Origin of the sequence: Streptomyces davaonensis JCM 4913, from assembly GCF_000349325.1 — a bacterium.
Lineage (GTDB): Bacteria > Actinomycetota > Actinomycetes > Streptomycetales > Streptomycetaceae > Streptomyces > Streptomyces davaonensis.
Genome location: NC_020504.1, coordinates 5858946 through 5882908, shown reverse-complemented (window position 1 = coordinate 5882908; position 23963 = coordinate 5858946). Strand labels below are relative to the sequence as shown.

17 protein-coding genes and 3 rRNA genes are annotated in these 23963 nt (G+C 68.2%); 7 read left to right on the top strand and 13 right to left on the bottom strand.

Going from position 1 to position 23963, the window contains the following annotated elements:
* Position 1 precedes the first annotated feature (1 nt).
* From BN159_RS26085 to BN159_RS26070, 4 genes are read left to right on the top strand one after another with little or no spacing between them, the layout of a single operon-like run.
* A complete protein-coding gene (locus BN159_RS26085) occupies positions 2-778 on the top strand; it encodes a DUF4129 domain-containing protein (RefSeq protein WP_015659995.1) in 777 nt (258 codons plus the stop codon).
* Positions 775-1971 carry a DUF4350 domain-containing protein gene (locus BN159_RS26080; protein ID WP_015659994.1) on the top strand — a complete coding sequence of 399 codons (1197 nt, stop codon included), beginning with the start codon at positions 775-777 and terminating at the stop codon, positions 1969-1971. Before BN159_RS26085 ends, BN159_RS26080 begins: the two co-directional genes overlap by 4 nt.
* On the top strand, positions 1968-2960 hold the full coding sequence (locus tag BN159_RS26075; RefSeq protein WP_015659993.1) for an AAA family ATPase: 993 nt from the start codon (positions 1968-1970) through the stop codon (positions 2958-2960). The genes BN159_RS26080 and BN159_RS26075 overlap by 4 nt, the downstream gene beginning before the upstream one ends.
* Entirely contained in the window at positions 2960-4270 is a 1311-nt protein-coding gene (locus BN159_RS26070; protein ID WP_015659992.1) for a DUF58 domain-containing protein, read from the top strand. The genes BN159_RS26075 and BN159_RS26070 overlap by 1 nt, the downstream gene beginning before the upstream one ends.
* 71 nt (positions 4271-4341) lie before the next feature.
* On the opposite strand, the gene rrf is transcribed toward BN159_RS26070, so the two are convergent.
* The 4 genes from rrf to BN159_RS26050 all read right to left on the bottom strand — a co-directional run bounded on the left by rrf (position 4342) and on the right by BN159_RS26050 (position 11083).
* Positions 4342-4458: ribosomal RNA gene (gene rrf / locus BN159_RS26065) — 5S ribosomal RNA — on the bottom strand.
* Positions 4459-4557: 99 nt separating this feature from the next.
* Positions 4558-7679: ribosomal RNA gene (locus tag BN159_RS26060) — 23S ribosomal RNA — on the bottom strand.
* 313 nt (positions 7680-7992) lie between these two features.
* Positions 7993-9518: ribosomal RNA gene (locus BN159_RS26055) — 16S ribosomal RNA — on the bottom strand.
* The 16S, 23S and 5S rRNA genes sit together here, the layout of an rRNA operon.
* Positions 9519-10075: 557 nt before the next feature.
* Positions 10076-11083 carry a stage II sporulation protein M gene (locus BN159_RS26050; protein WP_015659991.1) on the bottom strand — a complete coding sequence of 336 codons (1008 nt, stop codon included), beginning with the start codon at positions 11081-11083 and terminating at the stop codon, positions 10076-10078.
* A 130-nt stretch (positions 11084-11213) separates the two neighbouring features.
* Here BN159_RS26050 and BN159_RS26045 point away from each other — a divergent pair, with 130 nt between their 5' ends.
* Positions 11214-12191, top strand: a complete 978-nt coding sequence (locus BN159_RS26045; protein ID WP_015659990.1) for an RDD family protein — start codon at positions 11214-11216, stop codon at positions 12189-12191.
* A gap of 40 nt (positions 12192-12231) precedes the next feature.
* Here the strand turns inward: BN159_RS26045 and BN159_RS26040 are convergent, their stop codons facing one another.
* On the bottom strand, positions 12232-12846 hold the full coding sequence (locus BN159_RS26040) for a hypothetical protein (protein ID WP_015659989.1): 615 nt from the start codon (positions 12844-12846) through the stop codon (positions 12232-12234).
* Between the two features lie 168 nt (positions 12847-13014).
* Positions 13015-14472 (bottom strand): adenosylhomocysteinase, encoded by a 1458-nt coding sequence (gene ahcY, locus BN159_RS26035; protein ID WP_015659988.1) that lies wholly within the window; start codon positions 14470-14472, stop codon positions 13015-13017.
* A gap of 398 nt (positions 14473-14870) precedes the next feature.
* Between ahcY and lepB the strand changes: the two genes are divergently transcribed.
* Positions 14871-15548 carry a signal peptidase I gene (gene lepB, locus BN159_RS26030; RefSeq protein ID WP_015659987.1) on the top strand — a complete coding sequence of 226 codons (678 nt, stop codon included), beginning with the start codon at positions 14871-14873 and terminating at the stop codon, positions 15546-15548.
* 95 nt (positions 15549-15643) lie between these two features.
* Here the strand turns inward: lepB and BN159_RS26025 are convergent, their stop codons facing one another.
* From BN159_RS26025 to BN159_RS26000, 7 genes are all read right to left on the bottom strand, one after another.
* Positions 15644-16624 carry a cation diffusion facilitator family transporter gene (locus BN159_RS26025; RefSeq protein ID WP_015659986.1) on the bottom strand — a complete coding sequence of 327 codons (981 nt, stop codon included), beginning with the start codon at positions 16622-16624 and terminating at the stop codon, positions 15644-15646.
* 125 nt (positions 16625-16749) lie between these two features.
* Positions 16750-17901, bottom strand: a complete 1152-nt coding sequence (gene manA / locus BN159_RS26020) for a mannose-6-phosphate isomerase, class I (protein WP_015659985.1) — start codon at positions 17899-17901, stop codon at positions 16750-16752.
* A 66-nt stretch (positions 17902-17967) separates the two neighbouring features.
* Positions 17968-19095, bottom strand: a complete 1128-nt coding sequence (locus tag BN159_RS26015) for an SIS domain-containing protein (protein ID WP_015659984.1) — start codon at positions 19093-19095, stop codon at positions 17968-17970.
* 38 nt (positions 19096-19133) lie between these two features.
* Positions 19134-19304: a Trm112 family protein gene (locus BN159_RS44220; protein ID WP_015659983.1), complete on the bottom strand. Its 171-nt coding sequence runs from the start codon at positions 19302-19304 to the stop codon at positions 19134-19136.
* A 217-nt stretch (positions 19305-19521) separates the two neighbouring features.
* Positions 19522-20886, bottom strand: a complete 1365-nt coding sequence (locus BN159_RS26010; RefSeq protein ID WP_015659982.1) for a phosphomannomutase/phosphoglucomutase — start codon at positions 20884-20886, stop codon at positions 19522-19524.
* Between the two features lie 101 nt (positions 20887-20987).
* Positions 20988-22604: an L-lactate permease gene (locus BN159_RS26005; protein WP_015659981.1), complete on the bottom strand. Its 1617-nt coding sequence runs from the start codon at positions 22602-22604 to the stop codon at positions 20988-20990.
* Between the two features lie 178 nt (positions 22605-22782).
* Positions 22783-23160: a DUF3499 domain-containing protein gene (locus BN159_RS26000; protein ID WP_015659980.1), complete on the bottom strand. Its 378-nt coding sequence runs from the start codon at positions 23158-23160 to the stop codon at positions 22783-22785.
* A gap of 342 nt (positions 23161-23502) precedes the next feature.
* Between BN159_RS26000 and BN159_RS25995 the strand changes: the two genes are divergently transcribed.
* On the top strand, positions 23503-23952 hold the full coding sequence (locus tag BN159_RS25995) for a metallopeptidase family protein (RefSeq protein ID WP_078599031.1): 450 nt from the start codon (positions 23503-23505) through the stop codon (positions 23950-23952).
* The last annotated feature ends 11 nt before the right edge of the window (positions 23953-23963 follow it).

The window sequence follows — 23963 nt, the reverse complement described above, 5'->3', positions numbered from 1 at the left end:
GGTGAGCCTGGCGGGGGGAGTTCTCACCGCGGCGCCGGCCCTGCCACGCGCCGCGGTACGCATGTCACTGCACCTCGGCGATGCCATCGCGCTGTCGCAGGCGCGCTCCGACGACGAACCGCCCCTGACGATCCCGCGCGACCCGGCACAGGACGCCGCCCGCCGGGAACTGTCCAAGCGGCTGTACCACGAGAACGACCCCGGCTTCTTCCAACGCGCTCTCGACGCCTTCTGGCGCTGGGTCGACGACCTGTTCAGCAGCGCCTCCGCCGTGACACCCGGAGGACCGCTCGGACTGGTCGTCGTCATCGTGGCCGTACTCGCCGTCCTCGGCGCCCTGTGGTGGCGCCTAGGCACCCCCCGCCGTGAACCCACGTCCGCAGCCGCCCTGTTCGACGACCGCCCCCGCAGTGCCGCCGAACACCGCGCCGCCGCCGAGGCACACGCCGCCCAGGGCCACTGGAACCAGGCCGTCCAGGAACGCATGCGCGCCATCGTCCGCTCCCTGGAGGAACGCGCCCTCCTCGACGTCCGCCCCGGCCGCACCGCCGACGAGGCCGCAGCCGAGGCAGGCCGCGCCCTGCCTTCCCACACCGACCGACTGCGCGCCGCCGCACGGGACTTCGACGATGTGACATACGGCGGCCGAGCCGCGACCGAGCCGTCGTACCGGCGCATCGCCGACCTCGACCACGACCTGGAGCGCACCAAGCCCCAGCTCACCACGACCAGCGCCCACAGCGCGGCCCACAACTCCCGCCCGGGAGCCGCCGAATGACCCAGCAGGCGACGCTCCCGTCCACCTCGGTCTCGCCCACCGCCCGCCAGGTGTGGACCCGCGCGCGAGGCATCGCCCTCGCCCTGGTCGTCCTCCTCGCGGGCGCCGTGGCCATCGCCGTGATCCGCTCCGACACCCGGCACGGCACCCTCGACCCGCGCTCCGCCGACCCGCAGGGCAGCCGCGCCGTCGCCGAACTCCTCGCCGACCGCGGTGTGTCCACGCGCGTGGTCACCACCCTCGACGAGGCACGCGCCGCCGGGGACCCCGACACCACCCTGCTCGTCGCCGCCCCCGACCTGCTGACCGAGCGTCAACAGAACGCCCTGCACTCCACGATGACCGGCACCGGCGGCCGCACCCTCCTCGTCGCCCCCGGCAGTTGGTCCGTCGAACGACTCGCCCCCGGTGTCGTCGCCGACCCCGCCAAGAGCCTCGGCTCCACGCTCCAGCCCGACTGCGACCTGCCCGAGGCCCAGCGCGCCGGCGCCGCCGACACGGGCGGCAACCGCTACACCACCACCCACCTCCAGGCGACCTCCTGCTACCCGAGCGAGCGCCTGGCCACCCTCCTGCTCATCCCGGACACCTCCGGGGACGGCGACACCGTCGTCCTCGGCGCGCCCGACATCCTCACCAACGACCGCCTCGACGAGCAGGGCAACGCCTCGCTCGCCCTCCAACTCCTCGGCTCCCGCCCCCATCTGGTCTGGTACCTCCCCTCGCTCTCCGACTCCACCGCCGCCGGCACCGAAGGCGAGCGCGGCTTCTTCGACCTGCTCCCCTCGGGCTGGCTCTGGGGCACACTCCAGCTCTTCATCGCGGCAGCCCTCGCCGCCCTCTGGCGGGCACGCCGACTCGGCGCCCTCGTGCCCGAGAATCTCCCCGTCGCGATCCGCGCCTCCGAAACCGTCGAAGGCCGCGCCCGCCTCTACCGCAAGGCCAACGCCCGCGACCGTGCCGCGGCCGCTCTTCGCTCCACCACTCGCACCCGCCTCGCCCCTCTCGTAGGCGTCCCCGTCGCCCAGGCACACGCGCCCGAAGCCCTGCTCCCCGCCCTGTCCACGCACCTCCACGGCGACGGGCAGTCCCTGCACACCCTCCTCTTCGGCCCGCCGCCCGGCGACGACGCCGCCCTCATCTCCCTCGCCGACCAACTCGACGCCCTCGAAAGTGAGGTACGCCGTCCATGACGGACCCGACCACTGACAACGCCGGGCAGACCGAGGATCGGGCCGATTCCCGGGCCTCCCTGGAAGCCCTGCGCGCCGAGATCGCCAAAGCCGTGGTCGGCCAGGACCCCGCCGTGACCGGCCTCGTAGTCGCCCTCCTCTGCCGCGGACACGTACTACTGGAAGGAGTCCCTGGGGTCGCCAAAACGTTGCTCGTCCGCACCCTCGCATCCGCACTCGAACTCGACACCAAGCGAGTCCAGTTCACCCCCGACCTCATGCCGAGCGACGTCACCGGCTCCCTGGTCTACGACACCCGCACCGCGGAGTTCTCCTTCCAGCCCGGCCCGGTCTTCACCAACCTCCTCCTCGCGGACGAGATCAACCGCACGCCCCCGAAGACCCAGTCGTCCCTCCTCGAAGCCATGGAGGAACGCCAGGTCACGGTCGACGGCACCCCCCGCCCGCTGCCCGAGCCCTTCCTGGTCGCGGCAACCCAGAACCCGGTCGAGTACGAGGGCACCTACCCCCTGCCCGAAGCCCAACTGGACCGCTTCCTCCTCAAACTGACGATCCCTCTGCCCTCCCGCCAGGACGAGATCGCCGTCCTCACCCGCCACGCCGAGGGCTTCAACCCCCGCGACCTGCACGCCGCCGGCGTACGCCCCGTAGCCGGCGCCGCCGACCTGGAAACCGCCCGCGCCTCCGTGGCCAAGACCGTCGTCTCCCCCGAGATCACGGCCTACGTCGTCGACATCTGCCGGGCCACCCGCGAATCGCCGTCCCTCTCCCTCGGCGTCTCCCCGCGCGGAGCGACGGCCCTCCTCGCCACCGCCCGCGCATGGGCATGGCTGACCGGGCGCGACTACGTCATCCCCGACGACGTCAAAGCCCTCGCCCTGCCCACCCTCCGGCACCGCGTCCAACTCCGACCCGAGGCCGAGATGGAGGGCGTGACAGCCGACTCCGTGATCAACGCGATCCTCGCCCACGTCCCCGTCCCCCGCTGATGGCACTCACCGGACGCACCGCGCTCCTGGCGGCCCTGGGCTCCCTCCCCGTCGGCATCTGGGAACCCAGCTGGACCGGCATCCTCGCCGTCAACGCCCCCCTCGCGGTGGCCTGCGCCTGCGACTTCGCACTCGCCGCCCCCGTACGCCGCCTCGGCCTGACCCGCTCCGGCGACACCTCCGCACGCCTGGGCGAAACCGCCGACGTCACGCTCACGGTCACCAACCCGTCCGGCCGCCCCCTGCGCGCCCACCTCCGCGACGCCTGGCCCCCGAGCAGTTGGCACCCCGGCACGGAGATCGACGCATCCCGCCACCGTCTGACGGTCCCACCCGGCGAACTCCGCCGGGTCACCACGCGCCTGCGCCCCACCCGCCGAGGCGACCGCCAGGCCGACCGCGTGACCATCCGCTCCTACGGCCCACTCGGCCTGTTCACCCGCCAGGGAACACACAAGGTCCCGTGGACAGTACGTGTGCTGCCACCCTTCACCAGCCGCAAACACCTCCCCTCCAAGCTCGCCCGCCTGCGCGAACTCGACGGCCGCACCAGCGTCCTCACCCGCGGCGAAGGCACCGAATTCGACAGCCTTCGCGAGTACGTCCCCGGCGACGACACCCGCTCCATCGACTGGCGCGCTACGGCCCGACAGTCCGCGGTAGCCGTACGCACCTGGCGCCCAGAACGCGACCGCCACATCCTCCTGGCCCTGGACACCGGCCGAACCTCGGCAGGCCGCGTGGGCGACGCCCCCCGTCTCGACTCGTCCATGGACGCAGCGCTTCTCCTCGCCGCCCTGGCCTCCCGCGCCGGCGACCGCGTGGACCTCCTCGCCTACGACCGCCGAGTACGCGCCCTCGTCCAGGGCCGAACCGCCGGCGACGTCCTCCCGTCCCTGGTCAACGCCATGGCCACACTCGAACCCGAGCTCGTCGAAACAGACGCCCGCGGCCTCACCGCCACAGCACTCCGTACGGCACCCCGCCACGCCCTCATCGTTCTCTTCACGAGCCTCGACGCGACCCCGATCGAGGAGGGCCTGCTTCCGGTGCTCCCTCAGCTCACCCAGCGCCACACCGTCCTCGTGGCATCGGTAGCGGATCCGTATGTCGCCCGTATGGCCGCAGCCCGCGGCAGCACGGACGCCGTCTACGACGCGGCGGCAGCGGCCCAGGCCCAGAACGAACGCCACCGCACGGCGGACCAACTCCGCCGTCACGGCGTCACAGTGGTCGACGCGACGCCGGACGAACTGGCACCCGCATTGGCAGACGCCTACCTGGCCCTGAAGACGACAGGACGTCTTTGAAAGGCGCCCCGAAAGGGGCCCCTAAACGCAGAAAACCCCGCACCGAAAGGTGCGGGGTTTTCTCACAATTTGTTCGGCGGCGTCCTACTCTCCCACAGGGTCCCCCCTGCAGTACCATCGGCGCTGTAAGGCTTAGCTTCCGGGTTCGGAATGTAACCGGGCGTTTCCCTCACGCTATGACCACCGAAACACTATGAAACTGTCGAACAATGCCGCACCGCATGAAGCCATATGGCCATACGGGGCCGTTCGTGGTTTCAGAACCAACACAGTGGACGCGAGCAACTGAGGACAAGCCCTCGGCCTATTAGTACCGGTCACCTCCACACGTTACCGTGCTTCCAGATCCGGCCTATCAACCCAGTCGTCTACTGGGAGCCTTACCCCATCAAGTGGGTGGGAATACTCATCTCGAAGCAGGCTTCCCGCTTAGATGCTTTCAGCGGTTATCCCTCCCGAACGTAGCCAACCAGCCATGCCCTTGGCAGAACAACTGGCACACCAGAGGTTCGTCCGTCCCGGTCCTCTCGTACTAGGGACAGCCCTTCTCAATATTCCTGCGCGCGCAGCGGATAGGGACCGAACTGTCTCACGACGTTCTAAACCCAGCTCGCGTACCGCTTTAATGGGCGAACAGCCCAACCCTTGGGACCGACTCCAGCCCCAGGATGCGACGAGCCGACATCGAGGTGCCAAACCATCCCGTCGATATGGACTCTTGGGGAAGATCAGCCTGTTATCCCCGGGGTACCTTTTATCCGTTGAGCGACGGCGCTTCCACAAGCCACCGCCGGATCACTAGTCCCGACTTTCGTCCCTGCTCGACCCGTCGGTCTCACAGTCAAGCTCCCTTGTGCACTTACACTCAACACCTGATTGCCAACCAGGCTGAGGGAACCTTTGGGCGCCTCCGTTACTCTTTAGGAGGCAACCGCCCCAGTTAAACTACCCATCAGACACTGTCCCTGATCCGGATCACGGACCCAGGTTAGACATCCAGCACGACCAGACTGGTATTTCAACGACGACTCCACAACCACTGGCGTGGCCGCTTCAAAGTCTCCCAGCTATCCTACACAAGCCGAACCGAACACCAATATCAAACTGTAGTAAAGGTCCCGGGGTCTTTCCGTCCTGCTGCGCGAAACGAGCATCTTTACTCGTAGTGCAATTTCACCGGGCCTATGGTTGAGACAGTCGAGAAGTCGTTACGCCATTCGTGCAGGTCGGAACTTACCCGACAAGGAATTTCGCTACCTTAGGATGGTTATAGTTACCACCGCCGTTTACTGGCGCTTAAGTTCTCAGCTTCGCCATGACGAATCATGACTAACCGGTCCCCTTAACGTTCCAGCACCGGGCAGGCGTCAGTCCGTATACATCGCCTTACGGCTTCGCACGGACCTGTGTTTTTAGTAAACAGTCGCTTCTCGCTGGTCTCTGCGGCCACCCCCAGCTCGAGGAGCAAGTCCTCTCACCAGGTGTGGCCCCCCTTCTCCCGAAGTTACGGGGGCATTTTGCCGAGTTCCTTAACCATAGTTCACCCGAACGCCTCGGTATTCTCTACCTGACCACCTGAGTCGGTTTAGGGTACGGGCCGCCATGAAACTCGCTAGAGGCTTTTCTCGACAGCATAGGATCATCCACTTCACCACAATCGGCTCGGCATCAGGTCTCAGCCACAAGTGCGACGGATTTGCCTATCGCACGGCCTACACCCTTACCCCGGGACAACCACCGCCCGGGATGGACTACCTTCCTGCGTCACCCCATCACTCACCTACTAACCGCTTGGTTCGGCGGCTCCACCACTCCCCTCAACTCCGAAGAGATCAGGGCGGCTTCACGGCCTTAGCATCACGATGCTCGATGTTTGACGCTTCACAGCGGGTACCGGAATATCAACCGGTTATCCATCGACTACGCCTGTCGGCCTCGCCTTAGGTCCCGACTTACCCTGGGCAGATCAGCTTGACCCAGGAACCCTTAGTCAATCGGCGCAAACGTTTCTCACGTTTGTATCGCTACTCATGCCTGCATTCTCACTCGTCAACCGTCCACGACTACCTTCCGGTGCCGCTTCACCCGGCAGACGACGCTCCCCTACCCATCACAGCGGGCGTTGGCCCTACATGCTGCAATGACACGACTTCGGCGGTACGCTTGAGCCCCGCTACATTGTCGGCGCGGAATCACTAGACCAGTGAGCTATTACGCACTCTTTCAAGGGTGGCTGCTTCTAAGCCAACCTCCTGGTTGTCTCTGCGACTCCACATCCTTTCCCACTTAGCGTACGCTTAGGGGCCTTAGTCGATGCTCTGGGCTGTTTCCCTCTCGACCATGGAGCTTATCCCCCACAGTCTCACTGCCGCGCTCTCACTTACCGGCATTCGGAGTTTGGCTAAGGTCAGTAACCCGGTAGGGCCCATCGCCTATCCAGTGCTCTACCTCCGGCAAGAAACACACGACGCTGCACCTAAATGCATTTCGGGGAGAACCAGCTATCACGGAGTTTGATTGGCCTTTCACCCCTAACCACAGGTCATCCCCCAGGTTTTCAACCCTGGTGGGTTCGGTCCTCCACGAAGTCTTACCTCCGCTTCAACCTGCCCATGGCTAGATCACTCCGCTTCGGGTCTTGAGCGCGCTACTATATCGCCCTGTTCGGACTCGCTTTCGCTACGGCTTCCCCACACGGGTTAACCTCGCAACACACCGCAAACTCGCAGGCTCATTCTTCAAAAGGCACGCAGTCACGACTTGCAAGCAAGCTTGCAAGCGACGCTCCCACGGCTTGTAGGCACACGGTTTCAGGTACTATTTCACTCCGCTCCCGCGGTACTTTTCACCATTCCCTCACGGTACTATCCGCTATCGGTCACCAGGGAATATTTAGGCTTAGCGGGTGGTCCCGCCAGATTCACACGGGATTTCTCGGGCCCCGTGCTACTTGGGTGTCTCTCAAACGAGCCGCTGACGTTTCGACTACGGGGGTCTTACCCTCTACGCCGGACCTTTCGCATGTCCTTCGCCTACATCAACGGTTTCTGACTCGTCTCACAGCCGGCAGACTGTGAAAGAGAGATCCCACAACCCCCACGACGCAACCCCTGCCGGGTCTCACACGTCGTAGGTTTGGCCTCATCCGGTTTCGCTCGCCACTACTCCCGGAATCACGGTTGTTTTCTCTTCCTGCGGGTACTGAGATGTTTCACTTCCCCGCGTTCCCTCCACTTGCCCTATGTGTTCAGGCAAGGGTGACAGCCCATGACGACTGCCGGGTTTCCCCATTCGGAAACCCCCGGATCAAAGCCTGGTTGACGACTCCCCGGGGACTATCGTGGCCTCCCACGTCCTTCATCGGTTCCTGGTGCCAAGGCATCCACCGTGCGCCCTTAAAAACTTGGCCACAGATGCTCGCGTCCACTGTGCAGTTCTCAAACAACGACCAGCCACCCATCACCCCGAACCCTCACGGATTCGAGTGCACTGGGGCCGGCATCCGAAGACAGACCTTACGGCCGTGCCCTCAGACACCCAACAGCGTGCCCGACACGATCAGCCGACCAGATCAGCGTTCCACGCCCCGAAGAGCAGTACTAGCGCCTGGTCCGTCCTGGACCTGCCGAATAATCAACGTTCCACCCATGAGCAACCAGCACCGGACATTCGCCGATGTACTGGCCTCTGACCAACCGGAGTTGGTGAGAAGTGCTCCTTAGAAAGGAGGTGATCCAGCCGCACCTTCCGGTACGGCTACCTTGTTACGACTTCGTCCCAATCGCCAGTCCCACCTTCGACAGCTCCCTCCCACAAGGGGTTGGGCCACCGGCTTCGGGTGTTACCGACTTTCGTGACGTGACGGGCGGTGTGTACAAGGCCCGGGAACGTATTCACCGCAGCAATGCTGATCTGCGATTACTAGCAACTCCAACTTCATGGGGTCGAGTTGCAGACCCCAATCCGAACTGAGACCGACTTTTTGAGATTCGCTCCACCTTGCGGTATCGCAGCTCATTGTATCGGCCATTGTAGCACGTGTGCAGCCCAAGACATAAGGGGCATGATGACTTGACGTCGTCCCCACCTTCCTCCGAGTTGACCCCGGCGGTCTCCTGTGAGTCCCCATCACCCCGAAGGGCATGCTGGCAACACAGAACAAGGGTTGCGCTCGTTGCGGGACTTAACCCAACATCTCACGACACGAGCTGACGACAGCCATGCACCACCTGTACACCGACCACAAGGGGGGCACCATCTCTGATGCTTTCCGGTGTATGTCAAGCCTTGGTAAGGTTCTTCGCGTTGCGTCGAATTAAGCCACATGCTCCGCTGCTTGTGCGGGCCCCCGTCAATTCCTTTGAGTTTTAGCCTTGCGGCCGTACTCCCCAGGCGGGGAACTTAATGCGTTAGCTGCGGCACCGACGACGTGGAATGTCGCCAACACCTAGTTCCCACCGTTTACGGCGTGGACTACCAGGGTATCTAATCCTGTTCGCTCCCCACGCTTTCGCTCCTCAGCGTCAGTAATGGCCCAGAGATCCGCCTTCGCCACCGGTGTTCCTCCTGATATCTGCGCATTTCACCGCTACACCAGGAATTCCGATCTCCCCTACCACACTCTAGCTAGCCCGTATCGAATGCAGACTCGGGGTTAAGCCCCGAGCTTTCACACCCGACGTGACAAGCCGCCTACGAGCTCTTTACGCCCAATAATTCCGGACAACGCTTGCGCCCTACGTATTACCGCGGCTGCTGGCACGTAGTTAGCCGGCGCTTCTTCTGCAGGTACCGTCACTTTCGCTTCTTCCCTGCTGAAAGAGGTTTACAACCCGAAGGCCGTCATCCCTCACGCGGCGTCGCTGCATCAGGCTTTCGCCCATTGTGCAATATTCCCCACTGCTGCCTCCCGTAGGAGTCTGGGCCGTGTCTCAGTCCCAGTGTGGCCGGTCGCCCTCTCAGGCCGGCTACCCGTCGTCGCCTTGGTGAGCCATTACCTCACCAACAAGCTGATAGGCCGCGGGCTCATCCTTCACCGCCGGAGCTTTCGACCCCCACCCATGCGAGTGGGAGTGATATCCGGTATTAGACCCCGTTTCCAGGGCTTGTCCCAGAGTGAAGGGCAGATTGCCCACGTGTTACTCACCCGTTCGCCACTAATCCACCCCGAAGGGCTTCATCGTTCGACTTGCATGTGTTAAGCACGCCGCCAGCGTTCGTCCTGAGCCAGGATCAAACTCTCCGTGAATGTTTACCGGTAATCCGGTGCAACACCACGAGAGCGGTGCGAGAGGAGGAATAATCCCCTCGCACACAGCGTCCTCGCTGTGTTATTTCAAAGGAACCTCGTCCTCCCGAACGGGAGAGACGGGGTATCAACATATCTGGCGTTGATTTTTGGCACGCTGTTGAGTTCTCAAGGAACGGTCGCTTCCTTTGTACTCACCCTCTCGGGCTTTCCTCCGGGCTTCCCTTCGGTCTTGCGTTTCCGACTCTATCAGATCTTTCCGATCCGATTTCCTCGGTGCTTTCCAGGTTCTCGCTTTCGCGTTTCCCTTTCCGGCGGTTCCGACTTTATCAGAAGTTTCGAGCCGGTCTGACCGGCCACTCGTTTCCGATTCATCGGGAGGGGCTTCTCAGTAATCGATTCGATCGACACTTCAAGAAGCAGCTAGACACTCACTGTCACCGACCGGATCAGGTCCAGTCCAGGCAACTGTTCGAATCTACCTCCCCGTTCGATCCGTGTCAACGGTTCTTTCGGGGCGAAGAGGAGACTAGCAGCTCATCTGGTGTGTCCGCACATCAGGCGGCCGTCGGAAGAGTGGCGCCGCGCTCGGCTTCCGCGACGTCACCCGTCTCGCCGGCCCGCGCGGCACGGCCGCCGACGACGTAGACGTATGCCAGGAATGCCAGCTCGGCGACAACTCCGATGGTGATGCGGGCCCAGGTGGGCAGGCCCGATGGGGTGACGAAGCCTTCGATGGCGCCGGATATGAAGAGGATCAGGGCCAGGCCTATCGCCATGCCTACGGCGGCTCGGCCTTCCTCGGCGAGGGCGGTGCGTCGGGTGCGCGGGCCGGGGTCGATGACGGTCCAACCGAGACGCAGGCCGGTGCCCGCGGCGACGAAGACCGCGGTCAGTTCGAGCAGGCCGTGGGGCAGAACGAGGCCGAGGAAGGTGTCGAGGCGGCCCGCGGAGGACATCAGGCCGATGCCGACGCCGAGGTTGAGCATGTTCTGGAAGAGGATCCAGAGGACGGGCAGTCCGAGGAAGACACCCAGGACCAGGCAGAGTGCGGCGGCCTGGGCGTTGTTCGTCCATACCTGGGCGGCGAACGAGGCCGCGGGATGGCTGGAGTAGTACGTCTCGTACTGGCCGCCGGGGCGGGTGAGCTCGCGCAGCTCGCTCGGGGCCGCGATGGAGGACTGCACTTCCGGGGTGGTGCCGATCCACCAGCCGAGGAGCGCGGCGACGACGGTCGACAGCAGTGCCGTGGGTACCCACCAATGGCGTGACTTGTAGACCGCGGCCGGGAAGCCGTGGGTGAAGAAGCGGGTCGCGTCTCGCCAGGAGGCGCGTCGGGTGCCTGTCACGGCACTACGCGCGCGTGCCACCAGTTGGCTGAGCCGGCCGGTCAGTTGCGGGTCCGGGGCGCTTGACTGGATCAGGGAGAGGTGGGTGGCGGTGCGTTGGTAGAGGGCGACGAGTTCGTCCGCCTCCGCACCGGTCAGGCGGCGCCGGCGCTGGAGCAGGGCGTCGAGGCGGTCCCATTCGGCCCGGTGCCTGGTGACGAAGACGTCGAGGTCCATCGGTGTGCCTGCTCCTCGGCTGTTCGTCGGCGGCTCGTCGGGGCTGTCAGCTTGTCGTACTGGGGCGCGATGTGCCCTCAGCTTGGCAGACTGGCGGTTCCAGGGGCAGGTCAGGGGAAGGACGGCGGGCGTGAGTGAGCTGGTGACGGGCGAGGCGGTGGCGCTTGAGTTGCGCCCTGCGAGGCTGCCCAGCAGGGCTCTTGCCGTGCTGCTCGATCTGGTCGTGGCCGTCGCTGTCTATATCGCCGTGACGATCGGGCTGGTCGCGGCCACGGCTTCGCTGGACGAGGCGGCGCAGATCGCGGTGTCGATCGCCTCGTTCATTCTGGTGCTGGTGGGCGCGCCGATCGCGGTCGAGACGCTCAGTCAGGGCCGTTCGCTCGGGAAGATGGCCTGCGGGCTGCGTGTGGTGCGGGACGACGGTGGGCCGATCCGGTTCCGGCATGCGCTGGTGCGGGGTGCGATCGGTGTCATCGAGATTCTGCTGACCTTCGGCGTCGTCGCCTGTGTCGCGTCGCTGGTCTCGGCACGGGGGCGGCGGCTCGGGGATGTGTTCGCGGGGACGCTCGTCGTACGGGAGCGGGTGCCGACGGCCCGGGGCGGCTTTGTGCCGCCGCCTCCGCCTTGGCTGGCCGGGCGGTTCTCGGGGCTGGATCTCTCGGCGGTTCCCGATGGTCTGTGGCTCGCTGTCCGCCAGTACCTGACTCGGATGCAGCAGTTGGATCCGCAGGTCAGCTGGAGGATGGCGGAGCGGCTCGCGGCTGATCTCGCGGCGCGTACGGGTGCGCCGGCGCCGCAGGGTGTGCCGCCGGCGGCGTATCTGGCGGCCGTGCTCCAGGAGCGGCAGGCCCGCGAGGCCCGGCGGGCCTTCGGGAACGGACCGGCAGCGCACGGACCGGTACGGAATGGGGCTGTGGCGCCGCCCGCCGGGGCCGGTGGCTGGCCTCAGCCCGCTCAGGCATCCGGTCCGTACGGACCGCCGACCGCTCAGCCCAACTCAGCTCAGCCGAACTCGGAACAGCGCTCCGTGGAGCAGCCCGCTGCCCCGGCGCCGATCGAAGAGCCCTCCGCCCAACGTCCCGGCACCGGATTCGTGCCGCCTGCGTGACCCCCGCCCGACGGGCGATCTCGTCCGGTCCCTCGGCTGCTCAGGCGAACGTGGACGGCGGTGATTCCAGGTCCTCCAGTTCGATCCCGGGCGCCGCCAGAACCACGTCCCCGGCGATGTGCACGGCGTGCTGCTCCCCCGTGTCCAGCGCTGTGACCTGGTACTCGTCCACCGTCAGAGGGCCATTGTCAGTGGCGTGTGCTTCTCTTCTCAGCAGGGCCCAGGACTGGTCGACGGTGCGCGGGGCGAGCACTGGGTCCGTGAAGCAGACGAGGCGTACCCGGGTGGCGGAACCGGAAGGGGTGAGGCGCAGGAGACGAGTGGTGGCGACCAGGAACGCGGGGGACGTGCCGGTGAAGGCGTGGGCGCGCACATTGCCTTCCGTGGCGTCGGTCCCGGTGGGGTCCGTACGGACCCAGGTGACGCCGTCGAGGGCGGCACCGCGCACCTGCCAGCCACCGGCGTGCAGTTCGAGGCGGATGGGGCGGCCGAGTTCGTCGAGGGCGAGGTCGACGGAGCCGGTCGGGTCGCCCGAGGGGGCGGTCAACTGGGAGACGTAGCGCCAGCCGGAAGGGCCGGGCGCGCAGTGGAAGTGCTCTTCTGCGAGGGGGGTGTGATCGTGCGGATCATGGAGCGAATAGCGGCCGCGGGGCATGGGGGTCCTGGGTCGTGACGGGCTGGTCCGGCCGGTAGGGGCCGCGAGGGCCAGACGGGCAGGCCCCCGACACGGGGGTGCGGGGGCCTGCCCTGAGGACCTGCTGCGGGGTGAGCGCATCGATGCACGCGCGGCACGGGCGTGCTCACCCCGGAGCCGGAATCCGGATCAGTAGCGGTAGTGGTCCGGCTTGAAGGGACCCTCGACCTCGACGCCGATGTAGGCGGCCTGCTCGGGGCGGAGCGTCGTCAGCTTCACGCCGAGCGAGTCCAGGTGGAGGCGGGCGACCTTCTCGTCGAGGTGCTTGGGCAGCGTGTAGACGCCGATCGGGTACTCGGTCTGCTTGGTGAACAGCTCGATCTGGGCCAGCGTCTGGTCCGCGAAGGAGTTGGACATCACGAACGACGGGTGGCCGGTCGCGTTGCCCAGGTTCAGCAGGCGGCCCTCGGAGAGGACGATCAGCACCTTGCCGTCGGGGAAGGTCCAGGTGTGGACCTGCGGCTTGACCTCGTCCTTGACGATGCCCGGGACCTTGGCGAGGCCGGCCATGTCGATCTCGTTGTCGAAGTGGCCGATGTTGCCGACGATGGCCTGGTGCTTCATCTTGGCCATGTCCGAGGCCATGATGATGTCCTTGTTGCCGGTCGTGGTGATGAAGATGTCGGCCTTGTCGATGACCTCGTCGAGGGTCGTGACCTGGTAGCCGTCCATCGCCGCCTGGAGCGCGCAGATCGGGTCGATCTCGGTGACGATCACGCGGGCGCCCTGACCGCGCAGGGACTCCGCGCAGCCCTTGCCCACGTCGCCGTAGCCGCAGACGACCGCGGTCTTGCCGCCGATGAGGACGTCGGTGGCGCGGTTGATGCCGTCGATCAGGGAGTGGCGGCAGCCGTACTTGTTGTCGAACTTCGACTTGGTGACGGCGTCGTTCACGTTGATCGCCGGGAACAGGAGGACGCCGTCGCGCTGCATCTCGTACAGGCGGTGGACGCCGGTCGTGGTCTCCTCGGTGACGCCGCGGATCTCCGAGGCGAGCTGGGTCCACTTCTGCGAGCCGTCCGTGATGGTGCGGTGCAGGAGTTCGAGGATGACGCGGTGCTCGTCGCTCTCGGCGGTGTCGACGGAGGGGACCTTGCCGTCCTTCTCGTACTCGACGCCCTTGTGGACGAGGAGGGTGGCGTCACCGCCGTCGTCCAGGATCATGTTCGGGCCGCCGGTGGGGGTGTTCGGCCAGGTCAGGGCCTGCTCCGTGCACCACCAGTACTCCTCCAGGGTCTCGCCCTTCCAGGCGAAGACCGGGACGCCCTGCGGGTTCTCGGGCGTGCCGTTCGGGCCGACGGCGATGGCGGCGGCCGCGTGGTCCTGGGTGGAGAAGATGTTGCAGGAGGCCCAGCGGACCTCGGCGCCGAGGGCGACCAGGGTCTCGATGAGGACGGCGGTCTGCACGGTCATGTGCAGGGAGCCGGTGACGCGGGCGCCGGCCAGCGGCTGGGTCTCGGCGTACTCCTTGCGGATCGCCATCAGGCCGGGCATCTCGTGCTCGGCGAGGGTGATCTCCTTGCGGCCGAACGCGGCCAGGGAGAGGTCGGCGACCTTGAAGTCCTGTCGGTTGTCGACAGTCGTCATTGCGAGCTGCTCCTCGGGGTTGGGTCGAGGTGGGTAGGGCTGTTCTGCGCGGCGGCGGACACAGGAGTGCCCGAGGAGGACACAGGCATGCCCGCGTGCGCGCAGCGCAGTCCGTCGGAGGCCCTCTCTCCCTCGGCCGGTCCTTGCCGGGACCGCCCGACCGCCATCAGCAGCGACGTCTGGCTCCGTCCCAAGCTACACCGGTCGACCCTGCCGCCCCAGTCCGCCTCCGGACAGATCGAGCCATCGCGGGCGGCTGTGGGGGCCGGTGGACGGAGTGCGCGGGGGTGCGCGCGGTCCGCCGAGGGCGTCGAGTGGGGCGGGGGCCCGCGCAGGGGGTTCGCGGAAGATCGCTACTCTCTCCCGCCGCGGGAGTTCCGCGTGGGGAGGGAGTGGCGATGCAGGCGGGCACGGCGCGCAAGGTCATGGTGACGGCGTGGGCGGTGGGGCTGCTCGGGCTGGCGCTGGTGGCCGGATCGCTGGTGTGGTTGCGGACCGGGTATGTCCTGTCCCGGGTGAACGGCGACAGCATGTCGCCCACGTACGTCGTCGGCGACCGGATCGTCGCCGAGCGCGTCGACGGGGACGAGGTGCGGCCCGGCGATGTGGTGCTGTACTCGGCGCCGGAGCGGTACGGGTCCGGGGTGGACGTGATGCAGCGCGTGATCGGTGTGGGCGGCGACCGCGTGGTGTGCTGCGAGGCGCCGGACACGTCCCGGGAGGCGATCACCGTCAACGGCGAGCGGCTGCGCGAGTCGTATGTGAAGGACGGCATCGCGGACGGGCTGCACCGGCCGTACGACGTGACCGTGCCCGAGGGGCGGATCTTCCTGCTCGGTGATCATCGGGCGAACGCGCGGGACTCTCGGGCCTTCCCCGAGGACCACGCCGGGACGGTTCCGGTGGAAGCCGTGCGGGGGCGGGTGATCGACAGTTTCGTGGGGCCCGTGCTGCTCGGGGTGGCCACGCTGCTCGGGCTGCTGCTCGCGCTGTTGGGGCTGATCCTCGGGATCGGGACGCGGGTCCTGCGGCGGCGGCCGGCGGAGCAGACGGCGTTGTGGCCGGATCATCTGTGAGGCACGGGTCGTCGTAGTACGACCAAGCAGTACGAGCGAGTAGTACGACGAAGGGTCCGCCGAAGCGCTCGGCGGACCCTTCGTCATGCGTGCCGTCAGTGGCCGGCGCTCTCCGGGGCGGGGCCGCCGGGCGTGGCCTCGCGGTCGGCGCCGCGGGCCGCCTCGGTCTCGCTGTAGACGTCCGGCTCCAGGTAGATGACGCGGGCGATCGGGACGGCCGTACGGATACGGGCCTCGGCCGCGTCGATGGCGGTGGCGATCTCGGTGGCCGTGTCGTCGTGCTGGACGGCGATCTTGGCCGCGACGAGCAGCTCCTCGGGGCCGAGGTGCAGCGTGCGCATGTGGATGATGCGGGTGACGGTGTCGCCGTCGACGATCGCGGCCTCGATCTTCTCGACCTCCTCGACGCCCGCGGCCTCGCCGAGCAGCAGCGACTTGGTCTCGGCGGCCAGCACGAGCGCGATCAGGATGAGCAGCACACCGATGCACAGGGTGCCGATGCCGTCCCAGACGCCGTCGCCGGTGGCGAGGGCGAGACCGACGCCGCCGAGGGCCAGGATCAGACCGACCAGCGCGCCGAGGTCCTCCAGCAGGACGACGGGCAGCTCGGGCGCCTTGGCGTGGCGGACGAACTCCTTCCAGGACTTCTGGCCGCGCAGTCCGTTGGACTCCTTGATGGCGGTCCGGAAGGAGAAGGTCTCGGCGATGATCGCGAAGACGAGGACGCCCACCGGCCAGTACCAGTGCTCGATCTCGTGCGGGTGCTTGATCTTCTCGTAGCCCTCGTAGATGGCGAACATGCCACCGACGGAGAACAGCACGATCGAGACGAGGAAGGCGTAGATGTAGCGCTCGCGGCCGTAGCCGAAGGGATGCTGCGGGGTCGCCTCGCGCTGGGCCTTCTTGCCGCCGACGAGCAGCAGAGCCTGGTTGCCGGAGTCGGCGAGCGAGTGCACCGACTCGGCGAGCATCGAGGACGAGCCGCTGAACAGGAACGCCACGAACTTCGATGCCGCGATTGCGAGGTTGGCGGCGAGTGCCGCCACGATCGCCTTGGTACCGCCTGACGCGCTCATGTGCCCGCGTTGTCCCTTCGTACGCCGTCCCGGGCGCGGCCCCTTGTGGCTTTGCCCGTCCTTTGCCGGTGGGCCATTGTTGCAGCCTTGCCCGGGTGTGGTGCGTCAGGTGTCCACAAGGCCGGTCATACGATCACAGTGGCACGGAAGACGGTGCCCACGCCGCCGACCTCGGCCTTCTCACCTGCGGGTACGAAGACCGACTGACCGGGCTTCAGCTCGTGCTCCCCCGCCCGTACGGAGCCCGCCGTGCACAGCAGGATCTGCGGCGTGGGGCGGGTGAGGTCGTGCGGGGCGGTGCCCTCGGGGAGGACGTACCGGGAGAGGCGGAACTCGTCGATCGGGGTCTCGTAGACCTCCTCGTCGTCCGGGGCGGCCTCCGGGCGCAGGACACCGGCGTCGGCGGCCTCGAAGCGGACGATGCGCAGGAGTTCGGGGACGTCGACGTGCTTGGGGGTCAGTCCGCAGCGCAGGACGTTGTCGGAGTTGGCCATGATCTCGACGCCGAGGCCGCTGAGGTAGGCGTGCGGGATGCCCGCGCCGAGGTAGAGGGCCTCGCCGGGCTGGAGGCGGACGCGGTTGAGCAGCATCGCGGCGATGACGCCCGGGTCGCCCGGGTAGTGGTGGGCGATGTCGGCGTAGGGCGCGTAGTCGCCGCCGAGGTGGGTGCAGGCGGCCGCGGTCTCGGTGACCGTGCGGGTCATCTCATCCGGGTCGGCGGTGAGGATCGCGGTCAGCACCTCGCGGAGGGCGGCCTCCTCGGGGTGGGCGTGCAGCAGGTCGACGTACGGCTTGAGCGAGTCGACGCCGAGGCCGTCGAGCAGATCGGCGGCCTGGACCGGGTCACGGAAGCCGCACAGGCCGTCGAACTCGGTGAGGGCGCAGATCAGTTCGGGCTTGTGGTTGGCGTCCTTGTAGTTGCGGTGACCGGCGTCGAGGGGAATGCCCCGGCGCTCTTCGTCGGCGTACCCCTCCTTCGCCTGCGCCAGGTTGGGGTGGACCTGGAGGGAGAGCGGTGCGCCCGCCGCGAGGATCTTCAGCAGGAACGGCAGCCGGGGGCCGAACTTGGCCACGCACGCGTGTCCGAGTTCCCGCTCCGGGTCGGCGTCGATGATGTCGACGAGCGTGCCCCTGCCGGTGCGCGACGGAGCGCCCGGGTGGGCGCCCATCCACATCTCCGCCTGCGGTTCGCCGGTCGGTTCGACCCCGAGGAGCTGCGGGATCGCGGTGGTGGAACCCCACGCGTAGGGGCGGATGGTGTTGTCGAGGCGGTCCATGCGGTTCTCTCTGCGTACGACGCGGCTTCTCTCCCGCGTACGACGGTCAGGGCGTCCTGAGCCAGATCAGGCGCCCGAGGCGAGCGCCAGGTAAACGGCGGCGAAATCCGTGATGGCGATCAGCTCCGCGAGGTTCTCCAGTTCGTCCCCGGGCTCCGGCTCCAGTTCGCTGATCGGCGTGTCGTGGCTCAGGGCCAGTTCACGGGCGGCGGGGGCGGCGCTGAGGCCGCCGCTGGGGCGGTCCCGGAGCAGCACCACGCGCGCGTGCATTGCGGGCGCCTCCTCCACGCGGTCGCGGAAGAAGTCGTCCGGGTCGGCGCTGGCGGCCAGCGGGCCGGCGAGCAGGGCGTTGTGCGAGGCGAGCGCCTCGGGGAGTTCGGCCACGACGGCCGGACGGCCCGCGAGTTCGGCGAGGGCGGCGGCGAAACGGCGGCCCGCGGGGCCGGCCGAGGCGCCCTCGGTCCAGACCACCGGGAGCGCGTCGGCCAACTCCGCGGCGAGGGTCTTGGCGGGGTTGCTGTACGTCGCGATGGCGGGACCGCAGCGTTCGGCGATGTGGTCGAGGCGGTCGGCGACCTTCTCCAACGCGTCGGCCGGGGCAGCCAGCAGACCGATGCGGTCCAGGAGCGCGAGCAGCGGGGTGAGCAGGGCCCACAGGACGCCGGGCGCGGAGGCGGCGAGGGGGGTGTCCTCCTCGTACGGGGCGGTCGCCATCGGTACGAACAGGCCGTGGGCGGCCTCGAGGGCCTCGACGAGCGGGGTGCGGGCGGGGGCTACGGCGGCGACGGTGCAGCCGCGGCGGTAGGCCTGCTCGGCGAGCAGGGACAGGCCGGGTTCGGTGCCGTCCGGGGTGGCGATCAGGAGCAGGTCCACGGAACCGGCCCAGCCGGGCAGCTCCCAGCGCAGGGCGCCCGCGGCGGGGGCGACGCCGGCCGGGGCCAGCCGGGTGACGGGGCTGCCGGGGCCGGCGAGGGTGCCGAGGAAGTCGGCGACGCAGATGGCGGCGGCGCCGGGGCCCGCGATGAGGACGGCGCGGGGGCGGCCGTCGGGTTTGAGGTCCGGGACACCCGCCTCGGTGGCGTGGCGGGCGGCGGTGCGGACGCGGGCGCCTGCCTCGGCGGCGCCGCGGAGCAGGCCGCGGCGGTCGGCCTCCGAGAGGGCCTCGGGGGTGTCGAGCAGCGATTCGTCGAGCACGGGCGGGAGCCTCCGATCGCCGGGGTGGGGTGGGTGGGTTACGCGGGGCGGCGGGCCTCGTCCACGAGGAGGACCGGGATGCCGTCGCGGACGGGGTAGGCCAGGCCGCAGTCCTGACCGGTGCAGATCAGCTCGGCTTCCTGCTCCTTGAGGGGGGCGTGGCAGGCCGGGCAGGCGAGGATCTCCAGGAGACCGGCTTCGAGCGGCATGGGGGTCCCTTCGGGGGCGGGTGGGTTGCGTGGATGTGCCTGGTCAGGGTACCGCCGGGGTGGGGGGCTTGGGGGGGTGGAGGAGGGTTGCCGTTGTGTTGGGTTCGCCCCCGCCGCCCCTACCCGTCCCATCCCTGGGGGCTGCCGCCCCCAGACCCCCGCTGTCGGCCCTGAACGGGCCTCGTCCTCAAACCCCGGACGGGCTGAGGACCCGCTGTCAGGCTCGGATGATCCCCAGCACCTCGTCCCGCACCTTCGTCATCGTCTCCTCGTCCCGTGCCTCCGCGTTGAGCCTCAGCAGGGGTTCCGTGTTGGAGGGGCGGACGTTGAACCACCAGTCGGTGGAGGTGATGGTGAGGCCGTCGAGGTTGTCCAGGGTTACGTCGTCGCGGGTTCCGTACGTCTCGCGGATCGCTGCGAGGCGGTCGGCCTGGTCCGCGACCGTGGAGTTGATCTCGCCCGAGCCGACGTAGCGGTCGTACTGGGCCACCAGGGAGGACAGCGGGCCCTCCTGGCCGCCCAGCGCCGCGAGGACGTGGAGCGCGGCCAGCATGCCCGTGTCGGCGTTCCAGAAGTCGGCGAAGTAGTAGTGCGCGGAGTGCTCGCCGCCGAAGATCGCGCCGGACTTCGCCATCTCGGCCTTGATGAAGGAGTGGCCCACGCGCGTGCGTACCGGTGTGCCGCCGTTCTCCTTCACCACCTCCGGGACCGACCAGGAAGTGATCAGGTTGTGGATGATCGTGCCCTTGCCGCCGTGCCGCGCCAGTTCGCGCGAGGCGACCAGGGCGGTGATGGCGGACGGGGAGACCGGGTCGCCCTGCTCGTCGACGACGAAGCAGCGGTCGGCGTCGCCGTCGAAGGCGATGCCGAGGTCGGCGGATTCCGCGCGGACCCGGTGCTGGAGGTCGACGAGGTTCGCCGGGTCGAGCGGGTTGGCCTCGTGGTTGGGGAAGGTGCCGTCCAGCTCGAAGTACATCGGGACCAGGTCGAGCGGCAGGCCCGCGAACACGGTGGGCACGGTGTGGCCGCCCATGCCGTTGCCCGCGTCGACCACGACCTTCAGGGGGCGGATGGAGGTCAGGTCGACGAGCGAGCGGAGGTGGGCCGCGTAGTCAGACAACGACTCCCGGTGGGTGATCGTTCCCGTCGTGGCCGCGGGTGCGGGGGCGCCCTCGTCGCTCCACCGCTCGACCAGTTCACGGATCTCGCTCAGGCCCGTGTCCTGGCCGACCGGTGCCGCTCCCGCGCGGCACAGCTTGATGCCGTTGTACTGGGCCGGGTTGTGCGAGGCCGTGAACATGGCGCCCGGCAGGTCCAGCGCGCCGGAGGCGTAGTACAGCTGGTCCGTGGAACACAGGCCGATCTCGGTGACGTCGACGCCCTGCGCGGCCGCACCGCGCGCAAAGGCCGCCGCGAGGCCGGGGGACGAGGGGCGCATGTCGTGCCCGGTCACGATCGCGGTCGCGCCGGTCACCCGGACGAAGGCCGCCCCGAACAGCTCGGCGAGCGCCTCGTCCCACTGGTCGGGGACAACTCCGCGCACGTCGTACGCCTTCACGAGCTGTGACAGATCAGCAGCCACGGCCAACCTTCCTGAAAGTCCCATCGGTCATCACAAAGTACCCGTACGGACTGGCACCGCGCTGTGTGATCCCTGAGTGGACCCTCAGCCGTAACCTCAGGTCAGGGCAGCATCCATGACAGGACCGGGGAGCTCTGGCCGACCACGATCAGACACATCACCATCAACAGGGCGACGCTCCACGGCAGGACCTTGCGCAGCAGATCGCCCTCCTTGCCCGCGAGGCCCACGGCCGCGCACGCGATGGTGAGGTTCTGCGGCGAGATCATCTTTCCGAGGACCCCGCCGGAGCTGTTCGCGGCCGCCAGGAGTTCGGGCGACAGGCCCGATTCGCGGGCCGCGGTCACCTGGAGGGCGCCGAAGAGCGCGTTCGCCGAGGTGTCGGAGCCGGACACCGCGACGCCGAACCAGCCCAGGACCGGCGAGAGGAAGGCCAGCCCCGCTCCGGCCGCCGCCACGAAGTGGCCGATGGTGGCGGCCTGTCCGGAGAGGTTCATGACGTAGGCGAGCGCCAGCACGCTTGTCACCGTCAGGATCGCGAACCGCAGTTCGTACACGGTCGCCGCCCACTCCTTGACCGCCACGCGTGCGTGCACGCCGAGCACGAGCGCCGTACACACGCCCGCGAGCAGCACGAGCGTGCCGCCGGTCGAGACGATCGGCCAGGTGAACACATTCCCGCCGACGGCCTCCCCGCGCGGGTCGACGACGTCCAGGAAGGGCCAGTCGTACGTCTGCGTCGCCCCGGCCAGCCAGTCCTTGACCGCGGGGATCTGCGCGACGGAGAAGATCGCCACGATGAGCGCGTACGGGGAGTAGGCCCGTACGACCTCCCCGCGCGGATCGTCCTCGTCCAATTCCTCGCTGCGCACCCCGGTCAGCACGGCCGCCCGCACCGGCTCCTCGGCGGGCCTGCGCGCCTGCGGTACGGCGACCAGGGCGCCCGCGCCCGCCAGGGCGGCGCCGATGTCGGCGAGTTGGGCGGAGACATGGTTCGAGGCGGCGAACTGCGCCACGGCGAAGGCGACTCCGCACACCAGGGCGGGCACCCAGGTCTCGCGCAGGCCGCGCCGTCCGTCGACCAGCCAGACCAGCAGGAGCGGCACCACAAGGGCGAGCAGCGGCGTCTGACGGCCCACCACGGAGGCGACGTCGTCCAGGGGCAGCCCGGTGACCTGAGCGAGCGTCACGACGGGGGTGCCCATCGCGCCGAAGGCGACCGGCGCGGTGTTGGCGACCAGGGCGACGACGGCGGCGCGCACGGGGTCGAAGCCCAGCGCCACGAGCATGACCGAGCAGATCGCGACGGGTGCACCGAACCCGGCAAGCGCCTCCAACAGGGCGCCGAAGCAGAACGCGACGACCAGGGCCTGGATGCGCGGGTCGTCGGAGAGGCGCCCGAAGGAGCGGCGCAGGATGTCGAAGTGCCGGGTGCGGACGGTCATCCGGTACACCCACAGGGCGTTGACGACGATCCAAAGGATGGGGAAGAGCCCGAAGACGGCCCCCTGGGCGGCGCTGGAAGCCGTCTGGTCGAGCGGCATGCCGTAGGCGAGCCAGGCGACCAGTGCGGCCGCCAGCAGGCCCGTCAGGCCCGCCAGATGCGCCTTCATGCGGACGCCGCCGAGCAGTACGAGGACGATCACCAGGGGCAGGGCGGCCACGAGTGCGGACAGACCGAGCGAGCCGGCGACGGGTTCCAGTTCCTGGACGTACACGGCGCCTCCCGGGAGCCACGGATTCCGTCATGCGGAAAGCGATTTCTCACTTCGGCTGAAACGGAATGGTCGCGTCCGTGACAAGGTCACGTCAATGGCCGTGCGTCATTCAATGGAACGCGCAGTCAAAGAACTGCCGGAAGGGTGACGTGCAGTCAGTCGAGCGGGTGACGCCGGGTCAGTTGTCCGGGGAACGCAGGACCCTGAGGTGACCGCGGCGCGCGACCTCACGCGGGTCGGCCGTCCGGGCGCCGCCACCGCCGGCCTCCGCGGCACGCTCCTGCGGGCGGGCCGCCTCGCGCACGGCGTTGGCAAGCGCTTCCAGGTCGTCGCCGCTCGGGCGGGCCGGAGCAGAGCCGTCGAGGAGCCGCACGACCTCCCACCCGCGCGGGGCGGTGAGGCGCTCGGAGTGCTCGGCGCACAGGTCGTAGCAGTGGGGTTCGGCGTAGGTGGCGAGCGGGCCGAGGACCGCGGTCGAGTCGGCGTAGACGTACGTCAGCGTCGCGACGGCGGGGCGGCCGCAAGCGGTGCGCGAACAGCGACGTACAGGGCTCACGACGTTGGACGGTACCGCACTCTTGAGCGGGCCGCGACGAATCTCCCCCAGGTCACTCCACCGTGTCGTGTCGCGAAGCGCCCCACACACCCCTTCCAGCGCACGCCCTTGACCTGCGGTAACGTCGATTTTCAGCCGGTCGGACAGGTGGGGTTCCGGTCATCGCTCGGTACAAACCATGTCAATTGCCTTGAGATCGCCGGTCTGGGAGCGATACGGAATCGAGCCGAACCTTGGCTGGAATGGTCATCCGGCGACATGGGGCGCGGGCGGGTCCGCACCGGCCTCGATGCCGTGTGGGGCGCGGCGCGCGGTCCCGGCGAGGACTACGCTTCACCAGTGATGGACACGCCTGTACCGCCCCCCGCCACCGGCCCCGGACCCCGCCGTCGTGATCGCCACGGCCGGGGCATGCGGGGGCCGATCGCGCCGCCGCAGGTGCCGCTCGCGGCCAGCCGTGCCGAGGCGTTCGCGGACCTGGTCCAGGACTCCGTGGAGCGCCTGGAACGCCGGTGGCCGCAGCTGGCGGAGATCGACTTCCTGGTCCTGGAGGTGCCGCCGCTGAACGGCGCGGGGCAGGTCTGGAACGACGAGGCGGTACCGCTGGGCGGCACGATCACCGCGCGCGAGGGCCGTCCCGCGCGGGTGGTCATCTACCGGCGGCCCGTGGAGATCCGCACCAAAGGGCGCGACGAGCGGGCCGCGCTGGTGCACGAGGTCGTGGTCGAGCAGGTGGCCGAGTTGCTGGGGCTCACCCCGGAGACCGTCGATCCCCGGTACGGCGAGGACTGAGCCCTCCGTCA